Genomic DNA, 19,324 nt, shown 5'->3' with positions numbered 1-19,324 from the left:
GCTCGGGCTCTGCTCGTACTTCATGTCGGTGACCCGGGCCAGCGGCATCATCGCCGCGCCACGCCGCCCAGCCCCCGGTCGAAGTCGCGCAGCGTGCTGCCCGCGCCGGGCACCAGCACCGCGATCCGGTCGGCGGTGGCGAGGTCGCCGAGCACCTCCACCGCGAGGCCGTCGCCGCGCGGATCGAAGACCAGGAACCGCCGGCCGGCCGTGGCCCAACCCGCGTACGGCGCTCCGGCCGCCCGCAGCCGCGCCGCGACCAGCGGGTACGCCTCGACGTACGCGGCCGGCGCCACCGGTACGGGCCGGTCCGGCAGCAGCAGGCCGAGGCCGAGCAGCGCGGTCAGTGCCGCCCGAGCGGGTCGGGTCCAGTGCATCGTCGTCTCCCTCCGGATGTCCTCCGGCGGGAGCCTGCGGCGCGGGCGGGTCGAAGATCGTCACCCCGCAGGGTGGTTCCCGGCGTGCTACCCCGGACCTACTCGCCCGCGGCGACCAGACCCGTCTCGTACGCGACGACGACGGCCTGGGCGCGGTCGCGGAGCTGCAGCTTGGCCAGGATCCGCCCGACGTGGGTCTTCACGGTCTGCTCGGCGACCACCAGGTCGGCGGCGATCTCCGCGTTGGAGCGTCCCCGGGCGATCAGGCGCAGCACGTCGGTCTCGCGGGGGGTCAGGCCGGCCAGGTCGGCCGGGCGCGGGCGGCGGTGCCCGGGCCGGGCGGCGAACTCGGCGATCAGCCGGCGGGTCACCGCCGGGGCGAGCAACGCGTCCCCGGCCGCCACCACCCGGACCGCGTGCACCAGGTCGGCGGCGGGGGCGTCCTTGAGCAGGAAGCCGCTCGCCCCGGCGCGCAGCGCCTCGTAGACGTAGTCGTCCAGGTCGAAGGTGGTCAGGATGAGCACCCGGGGACGGTCCGCGCGGCGGTCGCCGAGGAGTTGGCGGGTCGCGGCGAGCCCGTCCAGCACCGGCATGCGTACGTCCATCAGCACCACGTCCGGGTCCAGTCGGCGGGCCGCCGCCACCGCCGCCGCGCCGTCGGCGGCGTCCCCGACCACGAGCAGGTCCGGCTGGGCGGACAGCAGCGCGCCGAAGCCCTGCCGGACCATCGCCTGGTCGTCGGCGATCAGCACCCGGATCATCCGTTCCCGTCCTCCCCGTCGTACGGCAGCAGCGCGTCGACGGCGTACCCGCCGCCGTCGAGCGGCCCGGCGGCGAACGTACCGCCCAGCGCGAGGGCGCGTTCGCGCATCCCGGTCAGGCCGTGCCCGGCGCCTCTCTCAGCGGTGGCGGGGCCGGCCGGGTCGGCGGTGTTCTCGACGCGGACGGCCAGGGCGCGCGGCTCGGGGCGCAGGCTGACCCGCACGGCGGCGCCGGGCGCGTGCCGGGCCGCGTTCGCCAGCCCCTCCTGCACGATCCGGTACGCGGCCAACCCGACCGGTCCGGGCGTGCCGGCGGGCGGCGCGGCGGCGTCCAGGGTGACCGTGAGGCCGGCCCGGCGGGCGGCGTCCACCATGGCCGGAACGTCGCCCAGGTCGGGCTGCGGCGCGGTCTGCGGGCCGGTCGACTCGCTGCGTAGCACGCCGAGCAGGCGGCGCATGTCGATCAGCGCCTCCCGGGCCGAGCCGGCGATGGCGGTGAACTCGGCACGGGCGCCGTCCGGCACGTCGGCGAGGCGGTACGGCGCGGTCTCCGCCTGCACCGCGATCATCGACATGTGGTGGGCGACCACGTCGTGCAGTTCGCGGGCGATCCGGGTGCGTTCCTCCAGCACCGCCCGGCGTTCCTGTTCCCGCCCGCTGAGTTCGGTCTGCTCGGCCAGCGCGCGGCGGGAGGCTCGGTTGCCGCGCACCAGGTCGCCGATGACCAGCAGCACCCCGAGCAGCAGCAGCGCGCCGATCCGATTGTTCGCCTTCACCAGGGCGAGCACCGGGACCGTCGAGATCAGCCCGACCCACAGCAGCACCGGCCGCTCCACCCGGGCCGCCACCACCGCCAGCACCGCGAGCGCGACCAGCAGCAGCACCGGGTTCCACGGCCACGGCCAGCGTGGCGGGGCGTTGAAGGTGCAGATCAGCAGGGCCAGGACGGTGAGCCGCCAGGCCGCCAGCGGGCGCCGGGGCAGCAGCAGCAGCGGCGCGACGGAGAGCACCGCGAAGAGCACGGCGACCGGGAACGGTAACGCCCGGTCGGATTCCTGGGCCAGGGCGGCACCGAACAGACCGAGTACGGCGAGCAGCCCCACCGGGCCGGCGTAGCGGGCCAGGCGGGGTGAGCGGGCCAGCGGGGACGGCCCGGGCAGCTCGTCCGGCCCGATCACGGCCCGGCGCAGCGCCGGCCAGAGCGCCTCGGCCAGGTGTGCCTCCACCACCGGCACGGTACGGTCCGGGTGCCCGGTCCGGCGTCCCGCCCTGGGGTGACGGGTGGATCGTACCCAGGGGTGACCTGGCACGCCGTTAGCGCTTACCTGCCGGTAACCCCTAGGCTCCGACCCGGCGAGATCAGCTGAGCAGAGGGGGGAACCGTGGCCCGTACCGTGCTGGTGACCGGCGGCAACCGGGGGATCGGCCTGGCGATCGCGCAGGCCTTCGCCAAGCAGGGTGACCGGGTGGCGGTGACCCATCGCAGCGGTGACGCGCCGGCCGGGCTGTTCGGTGTGAAGTGTGACGTGACCGACGCCGAGTCGCTCGACGCCGCGTTCACCGCGATCGAGGCCGAGCTGGGCCCGGTCGAGGTGCTGGTGGCCAACGCCGGCATCACCGACGACACGCTGCTGATGCGGATGTCCGAGGAGCAGTTCACCCGGGTGCTCGACACCAACCTGACCGGCGCCTTCCGCTGCGCCAAGCGGGCCTCGACGAAGATGCTGCGGGCCCGGTGGGGCCGAATGATCTTCATCTCCTCGGTGGTCGGCCTCTACGGCGGTGTCGGTCAGGTCAACTACGCGGCCAGCAAGGCGGGCCTGGTGGGCGTGGCCCGCTCGATCACCCGCGAGCTGGGCAGCCGCAACATCACCGCCAACGTGGTCGCGCCCGGCTTCATCGACACCGACATGACCGCGGCGCTGCCGGAGGAGCGGCGCGCCGAATACCGCAAGGCGATCCCGGCCGGCCGCTTCGCGGAGCCGGAGGAGGTCGCCGGCGTGGTCACCTGGCTCGCCTCGGACGCGGCCGGGTACATCTCCGGCGCCGTCATCCCGGTCGACGGCGGCCTGGGCATGGGTCACTGACAAACACGGAGGAATTGCGCAATGTCCGGACTGCTGGCCGGTAAGCGGCTGCTGGTCACCGGCGTCATCACCGACGCCTCGATCGCCTTCTCCGTGGCGAAGCTCGCCCAGGAGAACGGCGCCCAGGTCGTGCTCACCGGCTACGGCCGGCTCTCCCTGGTCGAGCGGATCGCCAAGCGGCTCCCCGAGCCGGCCCCGGTGATCGAGCTGGACGTGACGAACGCCGAGCACCTGGCCGGCCTCGCCGACCAGGTACGCGAGCACGTCGACGGCCTGGACGGAGTGGTGCACTCGATCGGCTTCGCCCCGCAGAGCTGCCTCGGCGGCGGGTTCCTCGACGCACCGTGGGAGGACGTGGCCACCGCGCTCCACGTCTCCACGTACTCGTACAAGTCCCTCGCCATGGCGGCGCTGCCGCTGATGTCGGCGGGTGGCGCGGTGGTGGGCCTCACCTTCGACGCCACCAAGGCGTGGCCGGTGTACGACTGGATGGGCGTGGCCAAGGCCGGGCTGGAGTCCGCCTCCCGCTACCTGGCGCTGCACCTGGGCAAGCGGGGCATCCGCAGCAACCTGGTCGCCGCCGGGCCGCTGCGCACCATCGCCGCCAAGTCCATCCCCGGCTTCGAGCAGTTCGAGGACGCCTGGTCCGAGCGGGCCCCGCTCGGCTGGAACCTCACCGACCAGGAGCCGGCGGCCCGGGCCTGCCTGGCGCTGCTGTCCGACTGGTTCCCGGCCACCACCGGTGAGATCGTCCACGTCGACGGCGGCTACCACGCCCTCGGCGCCTGACGTGCAAGGAAGGGCCCCTTCCCAACGTTTCCGGTAGAGAAGGGGCCCCCTTTCAACGCCCAGCCCGGGGGCGTCGCAGGGCCGCCACCGGCGGCGGGAGAGAATGGGACCATGGCGTACGACGCGTTGGTGCTGGTCTCCTTCGGCGGCCCGGAGCGGCCCGAGGACGTGCGGCCCTTCCTGCAGAACGTGACCCGGGGGCGGGGTGTGCCCCCGGAACGGCTCGAAGAGGTGGTCCAGCACTACCTGCACTTCGGCGGGGTGTCCCCGATCAACCAGCAGTGCCGGGAGCTGCTCGCGGCGATCCGCGCGGACTTCGCCGCCAACGACGTCGACCTGCCCGTCTACTGGGGCAACCGGAACTGGGACCCGATGCTCGCCGACACCGTGGCGCGGATGCGTGACGACGGCGTCAGGCGGTCCCTCGCGTTCGTCACCAGCGCGTACGGCGGCTACTCCTCCTGCCGGCAGTATCAGGAGGACATCGCCGCGGCCCGGGCCGCGGTCGGCCCGGACGCCCCGGTGATCGAGAAGCTGCGCCAGTTCTGGGATCATCCGGGCTTCGTCGAGCCGCACGCCGACGCGGTGCGGACGGCGCTGGCCCAGCTCGACCCGGCCCGCCGGGACAGCACCCGGCTGGTCTTCACCGCCCACTCCATTCCGACCTCGATGGCCGCCACCGCCGGCCCGCACGGTGGCCGGTACACCGCGCAGCTCGAGGAGACCGCCCGGCTGGTGCACGCCGCCGCCGCGCCCGACCTGGCGTACGACCTGGTCTGGCAGAGCCGCTCCGGGCCGCCGCAGGTGCCGTGGCTGGAGCCGGACATCAACGACCACCTGAGCACGCTCGCCACGCAGGGTGTCACCGGCGTGGTGGTCAGCCCGATCGGGTTCGTCTCCGACCATCTCGAGGTGGTCTGGGACCTGGACACCGAGGCCCTCGACACGGCCAAGCAGCTCGGCCTGGACTTCGCCCGGGCCGGCACCCCCGGTACCGATCCGCGGTTCGTGGCGATGGTGCGGGAACTGGTCCTGGAACGCACCACCCCGGACGGCGAGCGGCTGCGCCGCCGCCTCGGCGACCTGCCGCTGTGGGACACCTGCCCGACGGCGTGCTGCGTGCCCCCGGCCCGCCGGCCCGTAGCCTGACCGATCTCCCGACACCCCTGGGGACGACACATGCATGACCGCAAGCCGGTGCAGAGCTGGCTCACCGACATGGACGGCGTGCTGGTGCACGAGGGCCAGCCGGTGCCCGGCGCGCCCGAGTTCGTCAAGAAGCTGCGCGCCTCCGGCAAGCCCTTCCTGGTGCTGACCAACAACTCCATCTACACCCCACGCGACCTGCAGGCCCGGCTGGCCCGGATGGGGCTGGACGTGCCCGAGGAGGCGATCTGGTCCTCCGCCCTGGCCACCGCCCAGTTCCTGGCCGACCAGCGCCCGGGCGGCACCGCGTACGTGATCGGCGAGGCCGGGTTGACCACGGCCCTGCACGCGGTGGGGTACGTGCTCAGCGACTTCGCCCCGGACTACGTGGTGCTGGGGGAGACCCGCACCTACAGCTTCGAGGCGATCACCAAGGCGATCCGGCTGATCGACGACGGGGCGCGGTTCATCTGCACCAACCCGGACGCCACCGGCCCGTCGGTCGAGGGCGCGCTGCCGGCCGCCGGCTCGGTCGCCGCGATGATCTCGAAGGCGACCGGGGTGGAGCCGTACTTCGTCGGCAAGCCCAACCCGATGATGATGCGCTCGGCGTTGAACACCATCGACGCGCACTCGGAGAGTACCGCCATGATCGGTGACCGGATGGACACCGACATCCTGTGCGGCCTGGAGGCGGGGCTGGAGACGATCCTGGTGCTGACCGGGATCAGCTCCCGGGCGGAGGCGGAACGCTACCCGTACCGGCCGTCCCGGATCGTCAACTCCGTCGTCGACCTGATCGACGAGATCTGATCAGAGGCGCAGCGGGGCGTTGCAGGCGGCCACCAGGGCCTGCCGGCAGGCGGTGGTGAGCGGGCGCAGCGCCGCGTCCCGTTGCTGCGCCTCGTAGGTGTTCACCGCCCCGCCCGGCGCGCTCTCCCCGGCCAGCGCGAGCACCCGGTCCAGCACGGCCGCGCGGGCGAACAGCCGGCGGGCCCGCGGGTCGAACCCGGGCGGCAGGTCGGTGGTGCCGTCGGGGCGGCGCAGCGCCGCGAGGGCACCGGCCAGCTCGGGCCGCCACTGGGCGACGTCGAGCCGGGTGAGCGCGGCGGTCGTCTCGGCGAGCGCGGCGGCCAGCTCGGCCTCCGCCTCGGCCGCGCCGGGCACCGCGAGGGACGCCTTCGGCGCGTCGGCCGGCAGCGGATACACCCGCCACAGCACCGTCTCCCAGGTCATGCCCGACCCGGAGGTGTGGCTGCGCACCTCGGGGACCAGCCCGAGCCCGCTGGCCACCACCGCCTCGCCGGTGAGCAGCGCCGCGCCGGCGAAGTCGCCGGGGCCGGGCAGGCCCCGGGGATCGCCCGGGGCGGGCAGCACCAGGCGGATCTCGTCCGGGGAGAGCTTGGCCAGGCTGGGCAGCGCCTCCCGGAGGGACACGTCGGTCCAGGTGCCGGGTGCGTCGGCGACCAGGTGCTCCTCGTCGCCGGCGATCTCGTCGGCGACTTCGTCGAAGGGCACCAGGCCGGCCCGCCAGGCGCGTACCCAGGCAACGAACCGGCTCGACCGGCGCGGAGCCAGTGTGGCCGCGCCCGCTGCGGGGGAGGACATGCCGAAAGGGTACGTGCTCCCCACCGCCCCTGTCTCGACTGCCGCACCCGCGGCGTGACCTGCCCCCAACTACCCCCTTCGCCCGTTTCCGCCCCGGCCGCCCGCCCCCGCCCGCCCCCGTCGATCATGGAGGTGTGGCGTCTGCTTCGCGTCGTACGCGCCCTTTGTTCGGCGCCTGAACTCCAGGATCGGCGCTGGGTGGGGGTGGGGGCGGCGTGGCGGCGGGCGGGGTGGCGGGCGGGTGGTTAGCGTGATCTACATGGTGGGGCGATACGGCGGGGACGTGCTGGCCGGGGAGTGGCGGCGGCGGAAGGTCACCCCGGAGGTGGACGCCGAGCCGGACCTGGTCGTCGAGGACGCCGACTCGGGGTTCTGCGGTGCGGTGGTCGGCTTCGAGTCCGGCGCGGTGGTGCTGGAGGACCGGCACGGCCGGCGGCGCAACTTCCCGCTGCTGCCGGCCGCGTTCCTGCTCGACGGCCAGCCGGTCACCCTGCGCAAGCCGGTACGTGCTCCGGTGCCCGCGGCCCGGCGACGGACCGCGTCCGGCTCGATCGCCCTGGACAACGTCCGGGCCCAGGTCGCGAAGGCCAGCCGGATCTGGGTGGAGGGCGTGCACGACGCCGCTCTGATCGAGCGGATCTGGGGCGACGACCTGCGGATCGAGGGCGTGGTGGTGGAGCCCCTGGACGGCATCGACGCGCTGGCCGCCGAGGTACGCGGGTTTGACCCCGGGCCCGGCCGGCGACTCGGCGTGCTCGTCGACCACCTGGTGCCCGGCTCCAAGGAGAGCCGGATCGTGGCGGCCGTGACCTCGCCGCACGTCCTGGTCACCGGCCACCCGTACGTGGACGTGTGGCAGGCGGTGAAGCCGAAGGCGCTGGGCATCCCGGCCTGGCCGGTGGTGCCGCCCGGGCGGCCCTGGAAGGAGGGGGTCTGCGCGGCCCTCGGGGTGGCCGAGCCGGCGGAGATGTGGCGGCACATCCTCTCCCGGGTGAACAGCTTCGCCGACGTGGAGACGCCTCTGATCAACGCGATGGAACGGTTGATCGACTTCGTCACCGAGCCGGCGTGATCGTTCGTCGGCCGGCCGCCCGTCGTCCTCCGCCGGTACCCCCGGCCGTGCCAACCCCCGGGTGTTCGCCGTCCGTCGCCTCCCGGGGCGGATCAGTTCCCCAGTTGTCGGGCCATCGCGCGGCGCAGAGGCGGGGCCGCAGCGGTCAGGCGCAGCATGATGCGCAATGCTGCCCGGGCCGCCCGGGTGGACTGGGCGGCGCTGCGGGCATTGCGTAGCGACTTCTTGACCGCGGCGAAGCCGTAGTCGATCATCTCGCGCTCGTACATCGCGATCGCGGGTATGAGCGGCATTTCGCCGGCGTGGACGGCCATCAGCGCGCGGCGGAGGAGGTCGGCGTCGCGGAGCGCGGTGTTCGCGCCGATGCCGGCCATCGGGGTCATGTTGTGGATGGCGTCGCCGAGCAGGGTGACGCGTCCGCTCGGCCAGGGGTTCACCGGTGTCGCGCTCTTGACAGTGAAGGCGTTGACCGTGTCGGGGTCGCTTTTGGCGATGAGCCGGTGGAAGGCCGATGACCAGCCGGGGATCCGCTCGATGACGATCCGCTGTAGCGCGCGGCCGTCCAGATCTTGAATGTCGGGCGGGAAGCGGTCGGCCGCGTCGGTGAAACCCCACAGGACGTAGTCGGTGAGGTCGTTCAGCGGCCGGTCCGTGGGCTGGTGGCTCTGCTTCCAGACGGCGGTGAACAGCGAGCCGCGGCTGCGGGGAACGACGAGGTTCGCTCGGGTGGTGAGGGCTGCCGGAAGTGCGTTCTCCCGCTCGGGGGTCAGCTCGTACTTGCCGGCGATCGCGACGGCGCCGGTGTCGATCCGGTGTGCGTGCGGCAGGAGTTGCCGGCGTACCCGCGAGTTGGCGCCGTCCGCGCCGATCAGCAGGTCGGCCGTGGCGGTGGTGCCGTCGGCGAAGTGGGCGGTGACGCGCTCGCCGGCGACGTCGTACCGGGTGAGTGCCTTGCCGGGGTGGAGGATGTCGTCGAGGCCGGCGAGCAGGGTGTCGCGCAGACGGATCCGGCTGACGGCGTAGTGGCGGTTTTCGGGCGCGTCCGATGACGGATTGATCTCGACGTCGGTCATGGCGAGCAGTTCGGCGCATCGGTCGGTGAGGAAGCCGAATCCGCCCCCGGGGGAGACGGTGTCGAGGAATGCCTGCCACCCGGCCGGGGGGAGGCAGGCGCGGAGGGCGGCCGCTCCGGCCGGGTTGATGTGGATGCGATACCCCTGCAGCCAGTCGTTTCGGTGATGGGTGCGTTCGTACACGTTGGTGGGGATGCCGGCCCGGCGGAGCCCATGCGCGAGGGCCAGCCCGCCGATGCCGCCGCCAATGATCATCACGGAGAAGTCGGTCATGCTCTCCAGAATCATACGACGGCGTGACACTGTCAACCATCTGTTTGATTGATAGAATCAGGGACGTGCCTGAAGAGCCAAAGCCCCGCCGGTCGCCCGCAGGCGGCGAGCGGCAGCGTGACGCCGACCGAAGCCGGCAACGGATTCTCGACGCCGCGCTCGTGGAGTTCGGCGAGCACGGCTACTCGGGTGCCCGCATCAGCGCGATCGCCCGCCGCGCCGGCGTCAACCAGCAACTCATCTCGTACTACTTCAACGGCAAGGAGGGCCTGTACCGGGCGCTGACCGACCGCTGGCGCACCCTGAGCGGTGACCTCAACCGCCCCGACGCTCCGCTGGACGAGGTGGTCGCCGCGTTCGTCCACGTCGGCCAGGCGCAACGGCACTGGGGCCGGCTACTGATCTGGCAGGCGCTGTCCGGTGACCGGGAAGAGGGCGACGAGCAGTACCACCGATCGATGGTCGACGACCTCCGTCGGCGTCAGAACGCCGGCGAGATCGCCCCTGACCTGGATCCGGGGTACCTGCAACTGGCCCTCTTCGGGGCTGCGATCGCGCCTACCCTGCTGGCCCGGTTCGCCGAGGATTTCACCGGCCTGCCCGTCGACTCGCCAGAGTTCGTGGAGCGTTACCGGGAGCAGCTGAAACGCCTGGTCGCCCACCTCGCGAAAGCGCTGTAGGGCGAGGGCCTGCCGTCCGCTCGGGCGGTGGCCGCGGAGCGGTCGGCTTCCGGCCGGTGTGCCGGCGGAGCTGACCGGACGGGGCCGACCGCCTCAGGGCTCCTGTTCGGGATCGCGGGTGAAGACGAAGGTGGCGATGTCGAGGGCGACCGGCTGCCCGGCGGAGTCCCGGATGACGGTGAGGATCTCGCCGTCCTGCGAGCCGGAGCGGCCCCGCCAGCGGTCCGGGCCCTCCGCGGTGAAGCGGAGCAGGGGCCGGCCGACGGGGCCGCCCACCAGGTCGCCGGCCGGGTCCGGGCGGAACTCGTACTCCAGGCCCATCCACCACCAGCGGCCGGTCAGCTCGGCGAGGTCGGTGGCCGGCGGGTCGGCCGGCCGCCACGGGGCGGGCGGGGCCGGTTCGGCGTCCAGCACCAGGGTGAGCACCTGCCGGGCCAGCTCGACGATGTGGTGGCCGGCGCTCAACCCGTAGGAGTTGGCGAAGTCCACCACGGCGGTGCGGGTGGGCCGGTGCACCGCCAGGCCGGCGACGTACCCGGGCATCGAGCCCCCGTGCCCCACGTACACCCGGTCGCCGACCCGGTAGAGCTCCAGGCCGAGGCCGTGCCCGCCGGTCCAGGAGTCCAGGTCGCTGATCACCACCGGCGCGCACATCTCGGTGAGCGTGGCCGGGGCGAGCACGTCCGGCGCCGGGTCGGCCAGGAACGCCGCCCACCGGGCCAGGTCCGCGACGGTCGACCAGAGCTGGCCGGCGGGCGCCATCGCGCCGGTGTCGGTACGCGGATCCTCGCGCAGCGTGTCGTGCCACGGGTGGACGACGTAGCCCCGGGCGTACGGCTCGGTGGGGTGGTACGTGGTGCGCCGCATGCCCAGCGGCTCGAGGATCCGCTCCTGGAGCAGCTCGGGCCAGGGTGTCCCGGTGACCCGCTCCAGCACCCCGCCGAGCAGCCCGTACGCCAGGTTGGAGTAGTGGTAGACGTGGTGCGGCGGGTGGGCGATCTTGTCGGGGGTCAGCCCGGCGAGCAGGGTGCTCAGGTCGACGCCCTCGGTCCGCTCCCACCACCGCCCGTCCGGCTCGCGCTGCAGCCCGCTCGCGTGCCCGAGCAGTTGGCGCAGGGTGAGCGCGCCGACCGGGGTGCCGGGCAGGTGCTTGTCCAGCGGGTCGTCCAGGGCCAGCCGGCCGGCGTCGCGCTGCTGCATCACCAGCACGGCGGTCATGGTCTTGCTGATCGACCCGATCCGGTACTGCAGGTCCGCGTCGGGAGTGGGGTGGTCGCCGGCGGACGCGAGGTGGGCGAGGCTGCCGGCGCGGACCACCCCGAGGGCGACCGAGGGGCCGCGCCCCTCGGACTGGGCCCGGGCGACCAGCGCGTCGACCCGTCGGGCGGTCTCCGGCAGCAGGGCCATGGTCATCCTCCTCGTCGCGGTCGGCGGGTGCCGCCGAGCTTACTGATCATGGGCGGTTCGTGGGACGTGCGTCGGCGTGTCACGATCTAAGGGTGGACGCCGTGTTGTGGATCGTGCTGGGTGTGGTGTTGGCCGTCGCCGAGGTCTTCACGACGACGCTGTTCCTGATCATGTTCGCGGCAGGGGCGTTCGCCGCAGCCGGGGCCGCCGCGCTCGGTGCCCCGGTCGCGCTCCAGGCGCTGGTGTTCGCCCTGGTCTCCGCGCTCTGTCTGGCCGTGGTCCGGCCGGTCATCCGGCGGCACGCGCGGGCGGCGCTGGAGGGCAGCGAGCAGTCGTTCGGCGTCGAGGCGCTCGAGGGGACGACGGCGCTGGTGATCGAGCCGGTCGACGTGGGGCGCGGCCTCATCAAGATCGATGGTGAGTTGTGGACCGCTCGGGCGTACGACGCGACGCGGAGCTACGCCGCGGGTGAGCGGGTGCAGGTGATAAAGGTCCAGGGCGCCACCGCCCTGGTCTGGCAGGACGAGATTTCCACCCCGGGCGCACTGCCCGAAGCGAAAAGGTGAACGGTATGGAGTTTGCAGCGATCCTGTTGATCGCCGTGGCGGTCATCGTCGTGGTGACGCTGGCCAAGGCGGTGCGGATCGTGCCGCAGCAGCGGCAGGACGTGGTGGAGCGGCTGGGGCGGTACAAGCGGACCCTGAACCCGGGGCTGAACCTGCTCGTGCCGTACATCGACGCGGTGCGTACCAAGGTCGACATGCGGGAGCAGGTGGTCAGCTTCCCGCCGCAGCCGGTGATCACCTCGGACAACCTGGTCGTCTCGATCGACACGGTGCTCTACTTCAAGGTGGTCGACTCGGTTCGCGCCACCTACGAGATCTCCAACTTCCTGCAGGCGATCGAGCAGCTCACCGTGACCACGCTGCGTAACGTGATCGGTTCGCTGGACCTGGAGCGGGCGCTGACCAGCCGTGAGGAGATCAACCGGCACCTCTCCGGTGTGCTGGACGAGACCACCGGCCGGTGGGGCATCAAGGTCACCCGGGTCGAGATCAAGGCGATCGAGCCGCCGCCGAGCATCCGCGACTCGATGGAGAAGCAGATGCGCGCCGAGCGGGACCGCCGTGCCGCGATCCTGAACGCCGAGGGTCTGAAGCAGTCGCAGATCCTCACCGCCGAGGGTGAGAAGCAGGCCGCCGTGCTGCGCGCCGACGGTGACCGGCAGGCCCGGATCCTCCAGGCGGAGGGCCAGGCCAAGGCGATCCGTACCGTCTTCGACGCGATCCACCAGGCCAACCCGAGCCAGAAGGTGCTCGCCTACCAGTACCTCCAGGCGCTGCCGCAGATCGCCAACGGCTCGGCCAACAAGGTCTGGATCGTCCCCGCCGAGCTGACCAAGGCCCTGGAGGGGATGGGTGGCGCGCTCGGCGGGCTGGCCAACATGGTCGGCGACGTGCCGTCGCCGGAGGCCAGCCATGGTGCCGGCGAGGTGGAGCGGGAGGCCGCCGAGGCGGCCCAGGCCGCCGCCAGCGCCGCGCAGGAGATCCACGACGAGGTACGCGTCGCCGAGGCGCAGGCCACCGGCGGCAACGTCCCGCAGCAGGGCCTGCCGGCGCCCGAGCCGGTCTCGCCGGAGAGCCTGGTCAACGACCCCTCGGACCAGCGCGAGCGGGGCTGAGCAGGGCCGTCCGACCCCGGGCGGCAAATAAGAGAAATCCTCATGCGGCGCCCCGGTGCCTGCCACCATCGGTCTCAAGGACGGGTGGTGACCAGGACCGGGGCGCCGAGCGCGTCCCGGGCCGCCCGCAGGCGGAGCGCGAGGTGACGCATGAAGGAACCGGCGAAGAGCCTGTTCTCCAAGGAGCTGTTCTCCAGGGAGCCGGTGCCCGGCGCGCACGATCCCGCCGGGCCGCTCGGCACCCGGCGTACCGGGGGCGGGTTCGGCGTACTGCCGTTCGTTTCCGACCCGGGACCCGCCGCGCCGGCCACCAACGCCAGCTGGGCATGGTCGATCCGCCGGTTCGCCCGCGCGGCGGTCTGGCTGCTGCCCGCGTACGCGATCCTCTACGGCCTGGTGGCGATGGCCAGCGACGGCGGGGTCGGCAACGACCCGTACCCGGCCGACGGCAACCCGCTCTACCTGGTGGGCTGGGTGGCCGCGGTCTGGCTCGGGCTGCTCGCCTTGCTGGCGCTCACCGGCCTGCTCGCCGCCACCCGGTGCCGGCGGGTCGCCGTGGCCGGGCTGCTGGTCAGCATCGCCGGCGTGGTGCTGATGCTGCCCTTCGCCGGGCTGGACGAGCAGGCACCCGTCTTCGGCACCACCGCGCGCAGCCTCGTCCTGGTCGGCGCCACCTGCTACAGCATCGGCTGGTTGTTCACCGGATGGTCGGTGGCCCGGTCCGGGATGTTCTCCTACGGCGACGGGATCATGCTGATGATCGCCGCGCCGCTGCTCGGCCTCGGTGGCGCGCTGGTCGGCTCGTTGCAGACCTTCGGCGCGATCTTCGCGCTGATCGCCGGGATCGGCATCGGCTACCGCTCCGGACGCCTCGTGCCCGCCGCCATCGCCCGCGACGCCCTCGCCGCCAGTGCCGTGGCCGCTCCCACGCCACCCACCAACCCCGCCAAGCCCACCACCCCCAACGGCCCCCTTCCCAGCTGACCGGGGCGGCTGGGAGGTCGCCGTGAGGTGGCTGACAGTTGCCTGGCGGGGTGGTCGGTTGGTGGCATTCGCGGCAATCTGGTGTCCATGCCGTCTCCCCGGTCGCCGCTGTCGCGGCTCCTCACCGTGCTGCTCGCCGGCGTCCTCGCCGGGCTCGTCCTCGCGGTCGCCGCGCTGCCCGGCAACCTGGTCGGCGGGCTCGTCACCAAGGCGGCCCTCGGGGCGTACGCGCAGCTGCCCGACGCGCTGCGCACCCCCGCCCAGCCCCAGCGCTCCTACCTCTACGCCAACGACGGCAAGACCCTGATCACGACGTTCTACGACGTCAACCGCACCGACGTGCCCCTCGCCGAGATCGCCCCGGTGATGCGGCAGGCGATCGTGGCCGCCGAGGACCGCCGCTTCTACTCCCACGGCGGCGCCGACCCGCGGGGGCTCCTCCGCGCCCTGGTCGCCAACGTCACCGGTGGCGGCACCGAGCAGGGCGGGTCCACGCTGACCATGCAGTACGTCCGCAACGTGCTCAAGACCGACCCCACCCGCACCGCGGAGGAGCGGCAGGCCGCCACCGAGCAGACCGTCGGGCGCAAGCTCCAGGAGATCCGGTACGCGACCGCCCTGGAGAAGACGCTCAGCAAGGACGAGATCCTCAACCGCTACCTCAACATCGCGTACTTCGGCTCCGGCGCGTACGGCGTCGCCGCCGCCAGCCAGCGCTACTTCGGCAAGACACCCGCCGACCTGACCCTGGCCGAGGCGGCCCTGCTCGCCGGCCTGGTCCAGTCGCCCGACGCGTACAGCCCGATCGACGGGGACAAGGACAAGGCCCTCGCCCGCCGGGCGTACGTGCTCGACGCGATGGCCGAGACCGGCGCGATCACGCCGCAGCAGGCCGCGACGGCCAAGGCGGAGCCGCTCACCCTGCACCCGACCGCCCAGCCCAACGGCTGCACCGCAGTCGCCCAGGGGCACGACGACTGGGGCTTCTTCTGCGACTACCTCCGCCGCTGGTGGCTGACCCAGCCGGCCTTCGGCGACACCGCCAAGGAGCGTGAGCAGGCGCTGCGCCGCGGCGGCTACACGGTGGTCACCTCGCTGGACCCGAAGATCCAGCAGACCGCGCAGCAGCAGGCCACCGCGATCTACGGGTACGACAACAAGCGCGCCGCACCGATCGCCGCGGTCGAACCGGGCACCGGACGGGTGCTCGCCATGGCGGTCAACCGGCACTACAGCCTGGCCGACAACCCGCCCGGGCAGCCCAACCGCCCGAACACCGTCAACCCGCTGATCTCCGGCGGCGCCAGCGTCGACGGCTACCAGGCCGGTTCGACGTTCAAGCTGTTCACCATGCTCGCCGCCCTCGAGGCCGGCAAGCCGCTGTCGACCGGCTTCGACGCCCCGGCCAAGCTGCCCACCCGGTACGCCTCGAACGACGAGGGCAACTGCGACGGCAAGTGGTGCCCGGGCAACGCCAACCCGCAGTGGATGGACGGCTACCGGATGATGTGGGACGGCTTCGGCCGCTCCGTGAACACCTACTTCGTCTGGCTGGCCGAACAGGTCGGCGAGGACAAGGTGGTGGAGATGGCGCAGCGGCTCGGCATCACCTTCCGGGCCGACTCCGACGCCGCCTTCGCCCGGGACAACGCGGCCAACTGGGGCGCGTTCACCCTGGGCGTGGCCGCCACCACCCCGCTCGACCTGGCCAACGCGTACGCCACCGTGGCGGCTGAGGGGACGTACTGCTCCCCGCTGCCGGTCGTCTCGGTGACCGCGGCCAACGGCGAGCAGGTCGACGTCGGGCAGCCGTCCTGCAAGCGGGTCCTGGACCCGGACGTGGCCCGGGCCGCCACCGACGCCGCCCGCTGCCCGGTAGGCCAGCAGTCGGCGTACGGGCAGTGCAACGGCGGCACCGCCACCTCGGTCGACCGGATCGTCGGCCGGCCGGTCGCCGGCAAGACCGGTAGCTCCGAGCAGAACGCCACCGAGACGTTCGTCGGGTTCACCCCGCAGGTGGCCGTCGCCGGCATCGCGGCCAACCCGGACGACGCGACCGACCTGGTCGGCTCGGCGGTGCAGGCGAAGGTGATCGACGCGGTCGCCCGGGTGATCCGGACGGCGGTGGACGGCAAGCCGGTGCAGGACTTCACCGCGCCGAGCCAGGAGCTGGCCGGCGACCCGCAGCGCCCGCAGCCGCAGCCGAGCCCGCAACAGCAGGACCAGCGTTCCCTGCCCCCCGACCTCCTGCGCTGGTTCCAGAACCGCGGCCGCGGCTGACCCGGACGCGGCCCGGACCCGGCCCCCGCCGTCCTTTCGTGGTGACGGCGGGGGCTTCAGTCCGAGTTGGCCCAGACCAGCATCCCCGGGCCGTCCGGGGTGAGCACCGGCACCCACGCCTCGTCGGTGTCTCCCGAGCGTGTTTCGTCCCAACGCAGCGGGTGCGGATCCTCGTCCCAGCCGTCGCACGCCCAGTACGTGACGTCGGCGACGATGTCCCGGAGCCGGCCGGCCTCCTCCGGCGACCAGCGGTGGTTCCACGTCCCGGCACCGCGGAAGTGGCCCTCGAACAGCTGCCGGAGCGCGGGCACCGCGTCCGCGCCGGCGACCGGGACCAGAAAGCCTTCGAGCTGGCCCTGGCGGCAGGCCGTGCCGCCGTACTGTTGCTGGTAACGGATCCCGGTGGGCGCCGCCACGATGACGAAGAGCCAATCCTCGCCGGTGCCGTCCGGATCGAGGAAGACGTAACGCGGGGGCGCCATGCGGGACAGTCTGCTGGTGGCGTCCGGCGCGTGCCACCGGATTCCCGGGGGGTGCCGATCGGGTCAGCGCGGGCCGACGCGGAACATCCGACCGGCGATCCACTCCTCCAACCAGCCGGGGATGGAGGGTACGGCCGAACAGCGCCACCCCATCCGGCGGGCCAGCGCCCGGGCCTGGGTGCTCTTGCCCGGAGCCGTCGACCCCGACCACGGCGATCATCATGGGACGGGCCACGGGTCGAGACGGTAGCCGCCCGCAAACCCGGCGGAAAAAGGCCGCGCCGGCTGTCGGATTCGGTCGGGTGGCTCCGACCCACCGGTGAGCGCGCCCGCCGGGGCGCCACCGAGCAGGAGGACACCATGCGCAAGCTCGTCTACTGGGTGCACCAGTCCGTCGACGGCTTCATCGAGGGCCCGAACGGCGAGTTCGACTGGCCCGCCATGCTGCCGGAGCTGTCCGCGTACTCCTTCGAGCTGTGCGACCGGGCCGACACCTTCCTCTACGGCCGCAAGGTGTGGGGGTTGATGTCCTGGTACTGGCCGCGCGCGGAGCAGATCTCCCAGGACCCGCACGACCTGGGGTTCGCCCCGGTCTGGCGGCGTACCCCGAAGGTCGTCATCTCGCGCACGCTGGAGGACGCCGAGTACGGCGCCCGGGTGATCGGCCGCGACCTGGCCACCGAGGTCGCCGAGCTGAAGTCCCGGCCCGGCAAGGATCTGCTGCTCACCGGGGGCTCGGGGGCTGCGGCGGCGCTCACCGACCTGGGCCTGATCGACGAGTACCAGGTGGTCGTGCATCCGGTGGTGCTCGGCGGCGGCACGCCGGTCTTCCCCGGCAAGGACCGCCTCGACCTGCGGCTGGTGGAGACCCGCGGTTTTGACGGCCGCTCGGTGCTGCTGCGCTACGAGCGGAGCCGCTGAGTTGCACGCCCTGGTGAGAGGGGAGCCCTTCTCTACCAGAGGCGTTAACAAGGGGCCCTTCCTTTCATACGGCAGAATCGTGCGGTGCCCGTCCACGAGATCATTGACCCCGACGACGATCGGATCGCCGACTACCGCGCGCTCACCGACGTGGAGCTGCGGACCCGGTGGGAGCCCCCCCACGGCCTGTTCATCGCCGAGGGTGAGCTGGTGCTGCGGCGGGCGTTGCGGGCCGGCTACCCGGCCCGGTCGTACCTGGTCGACGCCAAGCGGGTCGACCAGCTCGCCGACCTGGACACCGGGGACGTCCCGGTGTACGCGGCCACCCCGGAGGTGCTCCAGCGGGCCACCGGCTTCCACGTGCACCGGGGCGTGCTCGCCTCGTTCCACCGCAAGCCGCTGCCGGCCGCCGCCGAGGTGCTGGCCGACGCCCGCCGGGTGGTGATCCTGGAGGACGTCAACAACCACACCAACCTGGGCGCGATCTTCCGGGCGGTGGCCGCGCTCGGGGTGGACGCCGTCCTGCTGTCGCCGACCTGCGCGGACCCGCTCTACCGGCGCAGCGTACGGGTCAGCATGGGCGAGGTCTTCGCCGTCCCGTACGCGAAGCTGGAGCCCTGGCCGGACGCGCTCGCCCAGGTCCGGGCCGCCGGCTTCACGGTGCTGGCGATGACGCCCGCGCCGGACGCGGTGCCGATCCAGCGGCTGGACGCGACCCAGCGGGCCCGGGCGGCGCTGCTGATGGGCGCCGAGGGGGCCGGCCTGACCCGGGCGGCGATGGACGCCAGCGACGTGCGGGTGGTGATCCCGATGCGGCGCGGGGTGGACTCGCTCAACGTCGCCGCCGCCACCGCCGTGGCCTGCTGGGAGCTGGGCCGCGACGACCCCCGCTGAGCCCCCACCGGCCGCCCGGCGACCGACCGGGCCCCCGCGGGTAGTCGAGTTTCCAGATCACCGACGGTAACGTGTCGCCCGTGTTCCCTACCGTGCGTGAGGTGCTGGCCCTGGTGCCCGTACGCCACGGCGCCCCGCGCCTGGTGGCCGGCGACGCGGGCCTGGACCGGCCGGTCCGCTGGGTGCACGTCGCCGAGGTGCCGGACATCGCCACCCTGCTCGGTGGCGGTGAACTGGTGCTCACCACCGGCATCGGGCTGCCGGCCGATGACGCCGGGCTGCGCGCGTTCGTCGGCGACCTGGCCGACGTGGGGGTCTCCGGGCTGGTGGTGGAGCTGGGGCGCCGCTACGTCAGCGGGGTGCCGCGGGTGATGGCCGCCGCCGCCGAGCGACGCGGGCTGCCCCTGGTCGAGCTGCGCCGGACCACCCCGTTCGTGCGGATCACCGAGGCGGTGCACGCGCTGATCGTGGACGCCCAGCTCACCGAACTGCGGGCCACCGAGGAGATCCACCAGCGGTTCACCGAGCTCTCCGTGGAGGGCGCCGGCGCCGCCGAGGTGGTGCGGCAGGCCGCCGAGCTGTCCGGGTGCCCGGTGGTGCTGGAGAACCTCTCCCGGCAGGTGCTCGCGTACGACCCGGCGGGGGAGAGCGCCGAGCTGCTGCTGGACCGCTGGGAGCAGCACTCCCGGGGGATCCGCCCCGATGGACGCACCGCGTACGACCCGGACAGCGGGTGGCTGGTGACCATCGTCGGCGCGCGCGGCCAGGACTGGGGGCGGTTGCTGCTGCGCTGGCCCGCCCGCGGGGAA

19 protein-coding genes and 1 pseudogene are annotated in these 19,324 nt (G+C 73.2%); 13 read left to right on the top strand and 7 right to left on the bottom strand.

From position 1 onward, the window contains the following. Nucleotides 1-47: 47 nt before the first annotated feature. From ABZ570_RS03195 to ABZ570_RS03185, 3 genes are all read right to left on the bottom strand, one after another. Nucleotides 48-377 (bottom strand): alpha/beta hydrolase, encoded by a 330-nt coding sequence (locus ABZ570_RS03195; RefSeq protein ID WP_358056195.1) that lies wholly within the window; start codon nt 375-377, stop codon nt 48-50. Between the two features lie 98 nt (nt 378-475). After that, nucleotides 476-1,138 (bottom strand): response regulator transcription factor, encoded by a 663-nt coding sequence (locus ABZ570_RS03190; protein ID WP_358056193.1) that lies wholly within the window; start codon nt 1,136-1,138, stop codon nt 476-478. Continuing rightward, nucleotides 1,135-2,364, bottom strand: a complete 1,230-nt coding sequence (locus ABZ570_RS03185; protein WP_358056191.1) for a histidine kinase — start codon at nt 2,362-2,364, stop codon at nt 1,135-1,137. Before ABZ570_RS03185 ends, ABZ570_RS03190 begins: the two co-directional genes overlap by 4 nt. 156 nt (nt 2,365-2,520) lie before the next feature. Between ABZ570_RS03185 and ABZ570_RS03180 the strand changes: the two genes are divergently transcribed. The 4 genes from ABZ570_RS03180 (at nt 2,521) to ABZ570_RS03165 (ending at nt 5,973) form a co-directional block, all read left to right on the top strand. After that, complete coding sequence (locus ABZ570_RS03180; protein ID WP_358056189.1) at nt 2,521-3,225, top strand: beta-ketoacyl-ACP reductase; 705 nt, start codon at nt 2,521-2,523, stop codon at nt 3,223-3,225. 21 nt (nt 3,226-3,246) lie between these two features. Further along, nucleotides 3,247-4,014 carry an enoyl-ACP reductase FabI gene (gene fabI / locus ABZ570_RS03175; protein WP_358056187.1) on the top strand — a complete coding sequence of 256 codons (768 nt, stop codon included), beginning with the start codon at nt 3,247-3,249 and terminating at the stop codon, nt 4,012-4,014. A 111-nt stretch (nt 4,015-4,125) separates the two neighbouring features. Next, nucleotides 4,126-5,163, top strand: coding sequence for a ferrochelatase (locus tag ABZ570_RS03170; RefSeq protein ID WP_358056185.1), 1,038 nt, complete (start codon nt 4,126-4,128; stop codon nt 5,161-5,163). Between the two features lie 30 nt (nt 5,164-5,193). Then, nucleotides 5,194-5,973 (top strand): HAD-IIA family hydrolase, encoded by a 780-nt coding sequence (locus ABZ570_RS03165; protein WP_358056183.1) that lies wholly within the window; start codon nt 5,194-5,196, stop codon nt 5,971-5,973. On the opposite strand, the gene ABZ570_RS03160 is transcribed toward ABZ570_RS03165, so the two are convergent. Further along, the gene (locus ABZ570_RS03160; RefSeq protein ID WP_358056181.1) at nt 5,974-6,768 is read right to left on the bottom strand and encodes a hypothetical protein; all 795 of its coding nucleotides are present in this window, start codon (nt 6,766-6,768) and stop codon (nt 5,974-5,976) included. It lies immediately after the preceding gene. 259 nt (nt 6,769-7,027) lie between these two features. Between ABZ570_RS03160 and ABZ570_RS03155 the strand changes: the two genes are divergently transcribed. After that, complete coding sequence (locus ABZ570_RS03155; protein WP_358056179.1) at nt 7,028-7,840, top strand: DUF3097 domain-containing protein; 813 nt, start codon at nt 7,028-7,030, stop codon at nt 7,838-7,840. 92 nt (nt 7,841-7,932) lie between these two features. On the opposite strand, the gene ABZ570_RS03150 is transcribed toward ABZ570_RS03155, so the two are convergent. Further along, nucleotides 7,933-9,186: an NAD(P)/FAD-dependent oxidoreductase gene (locus ABZ570_RS03150; RefSeq protein ID WP_358056177.1), complete on the bottom strand. Its 1,254-nt coding sequence runs from the start codon at nt 9,184-9,186 to the stop codon at nt 7,933-7,935. A 65-nt stretch (nt 9,187-9,251) separates the two neighbouring features. On the opposite strand from ABZ570_RS03150, the gene ABZ570_RS03145 reads away from it, so the two are divergent. Continuing rightward, nucleotides 9,252-9,866, top strand: a complete 615-nt coding sequence (locus ABZ570_RS03145; protein WP_358056175.1) for a helix-turn-helix domain-containing protein — start codon at nt 9,252-9,254, stop codon at nt 9,864-9,866. A gap of 93 nt (nt 9,867-9,959) precedes the next feature. Here ABZ570_RS03145 and ABZ570_RS03140 read toward each other — a convergent pair whose 3' ends face one another. Continuing rightward, nucleotides 9,960-11,273 (bottom strand): serine hydrolase domain-containing protein, encoded by a 1,314-nt coding sequence (locus ABZ570_RS03140; protein ID WP_358056173.1) that lies wholly within the window; start codon nt 11,271-11,273, stop codon nt 9,960-9,962. Between the two features lie 92 nt (nt 11,274-11,365). Between ABZ570_RS03140 and ABZ570_RS03135 the strand changes: the two genes are divergently transcribed. From ABZ570_RS03135 to ABZ570_RS03120, 4 genes are all read left to right on the top strand, one after another. Continuing rightward, complete coding sequence (locus ABZ570_RS03135) at nt 11,366-11,839, top strand: NfeD family protein (protein ID WP_358056171.1); 474 nt, start codon at nt 11,366-11,368, stop codon at nt 11,837-11,839. 5 nt (nt 11,840-11,844) lie between these two features. Further along, nucleotides 11,845-12,954 carry an SPFH domain-containing protein gene (locus tag ABZ570_RS03130; RefSeq protein WP_358056169.1) on the top strand — a complete coding sequence of 370 codons (1,110 nt, stop codon included), beginning with the start codon at nt 11,845-11,847 and terminating at the stop codon, nt 12,952-12,954. Between the two features lie 150 nt (nt 12,955-13,104). Then, nucleotides 13,105-13,938, top strand: a complete 834-nt coding sequence (locus tag ABZ570_RS03125) for a hypothetical protein (protein ID WP_358056167.1) — start codon at nt 13,105-13,107, stop codon at nt 13,936-13,938. 87 nt (nt 13,939-14,025) lie between these two features. After that, complete coding sequence (locus ABZ570_RS03120) at nt 14,026-16,218, top strand: transglycosylase domain-containing protein (RefSeq protein ID WP_358056165.1); 2,193 nt, start codon at nt 14,026-14,028, stop codon at nt 16,216-16,218. A gap of 56 nt (nt 16,219-16,274) precedes the next feature. Here the strand turns inward: ABZ570_RS03120 and ABZ570_RS03115 are convergent, their stop codons facing one another. Beyond that, entirely contained in the window at nt 16,275-16,700 is a 426-nt protein-coding gene (locus ABZ570_RS03115) for a DUF6210 family protein (protein ID WP_358056163.1), read from the bottom strand. 360 nt (nt 16,701-17,060) lie between these two features. Here ABZ570_RS03115 and ABZ570_RS03110 point away from each other — a divergent pair, with 360 nt between their 5' ends. From ABZ570_RS03110 to ABZ570_RS03100, 3 genes and pseudogenes are all read left to right on the top strand, one after another. Next, complete coding sequence (locus tag ABZ570_RS03110; RefSeq protein ID WP_358056161.1) at nt 17,061-17,621, top strand: dihydrofolate reductase family protein; 561 nt, start codon at nt 17,061-17,063, stop codon at nt 17,619-17,621. A gap of 66 nt (nt 17,622-17,687) precedes the next feature. Beyond that, nucleotides 17,688-18,515: an RNA methyltransferase gene (locus ABZ570_RS03105; protein ID WP_358056214.1), complete on the top strand. Its 828-nt coding sequence runs from the start codon at nt 17,688-17,690 to the stop codon at nt 18,513-18,515. 71 nt (nt 18,516-18,586) lie between these two features. Continuing rightward, nucleotides 18,587-19,309, top strand: a pseudogene (locus ABZ570_RS03100) (PucR family transcriptional regulator ligand-binding domain-containing protein); the annotation flags it as partial. Nucleotides 19,310-19,324 lie beyond the last annotated feature (15 nt).

The sequence above is a fragment of the Micromonospora sp. NPDC007271 genome, from assembly GCF_040634005.1.
Taxonomy (GTDB): Bacteria; Actinomycetota; Actinomycetes; order Mycobacteriales; family Micromonosporaceae; genus Micromonospora.
Note: the sequence above shows the minus strand (reverse complement) of the source record. Positions and strands in the feature narration are given on the sequence as shown.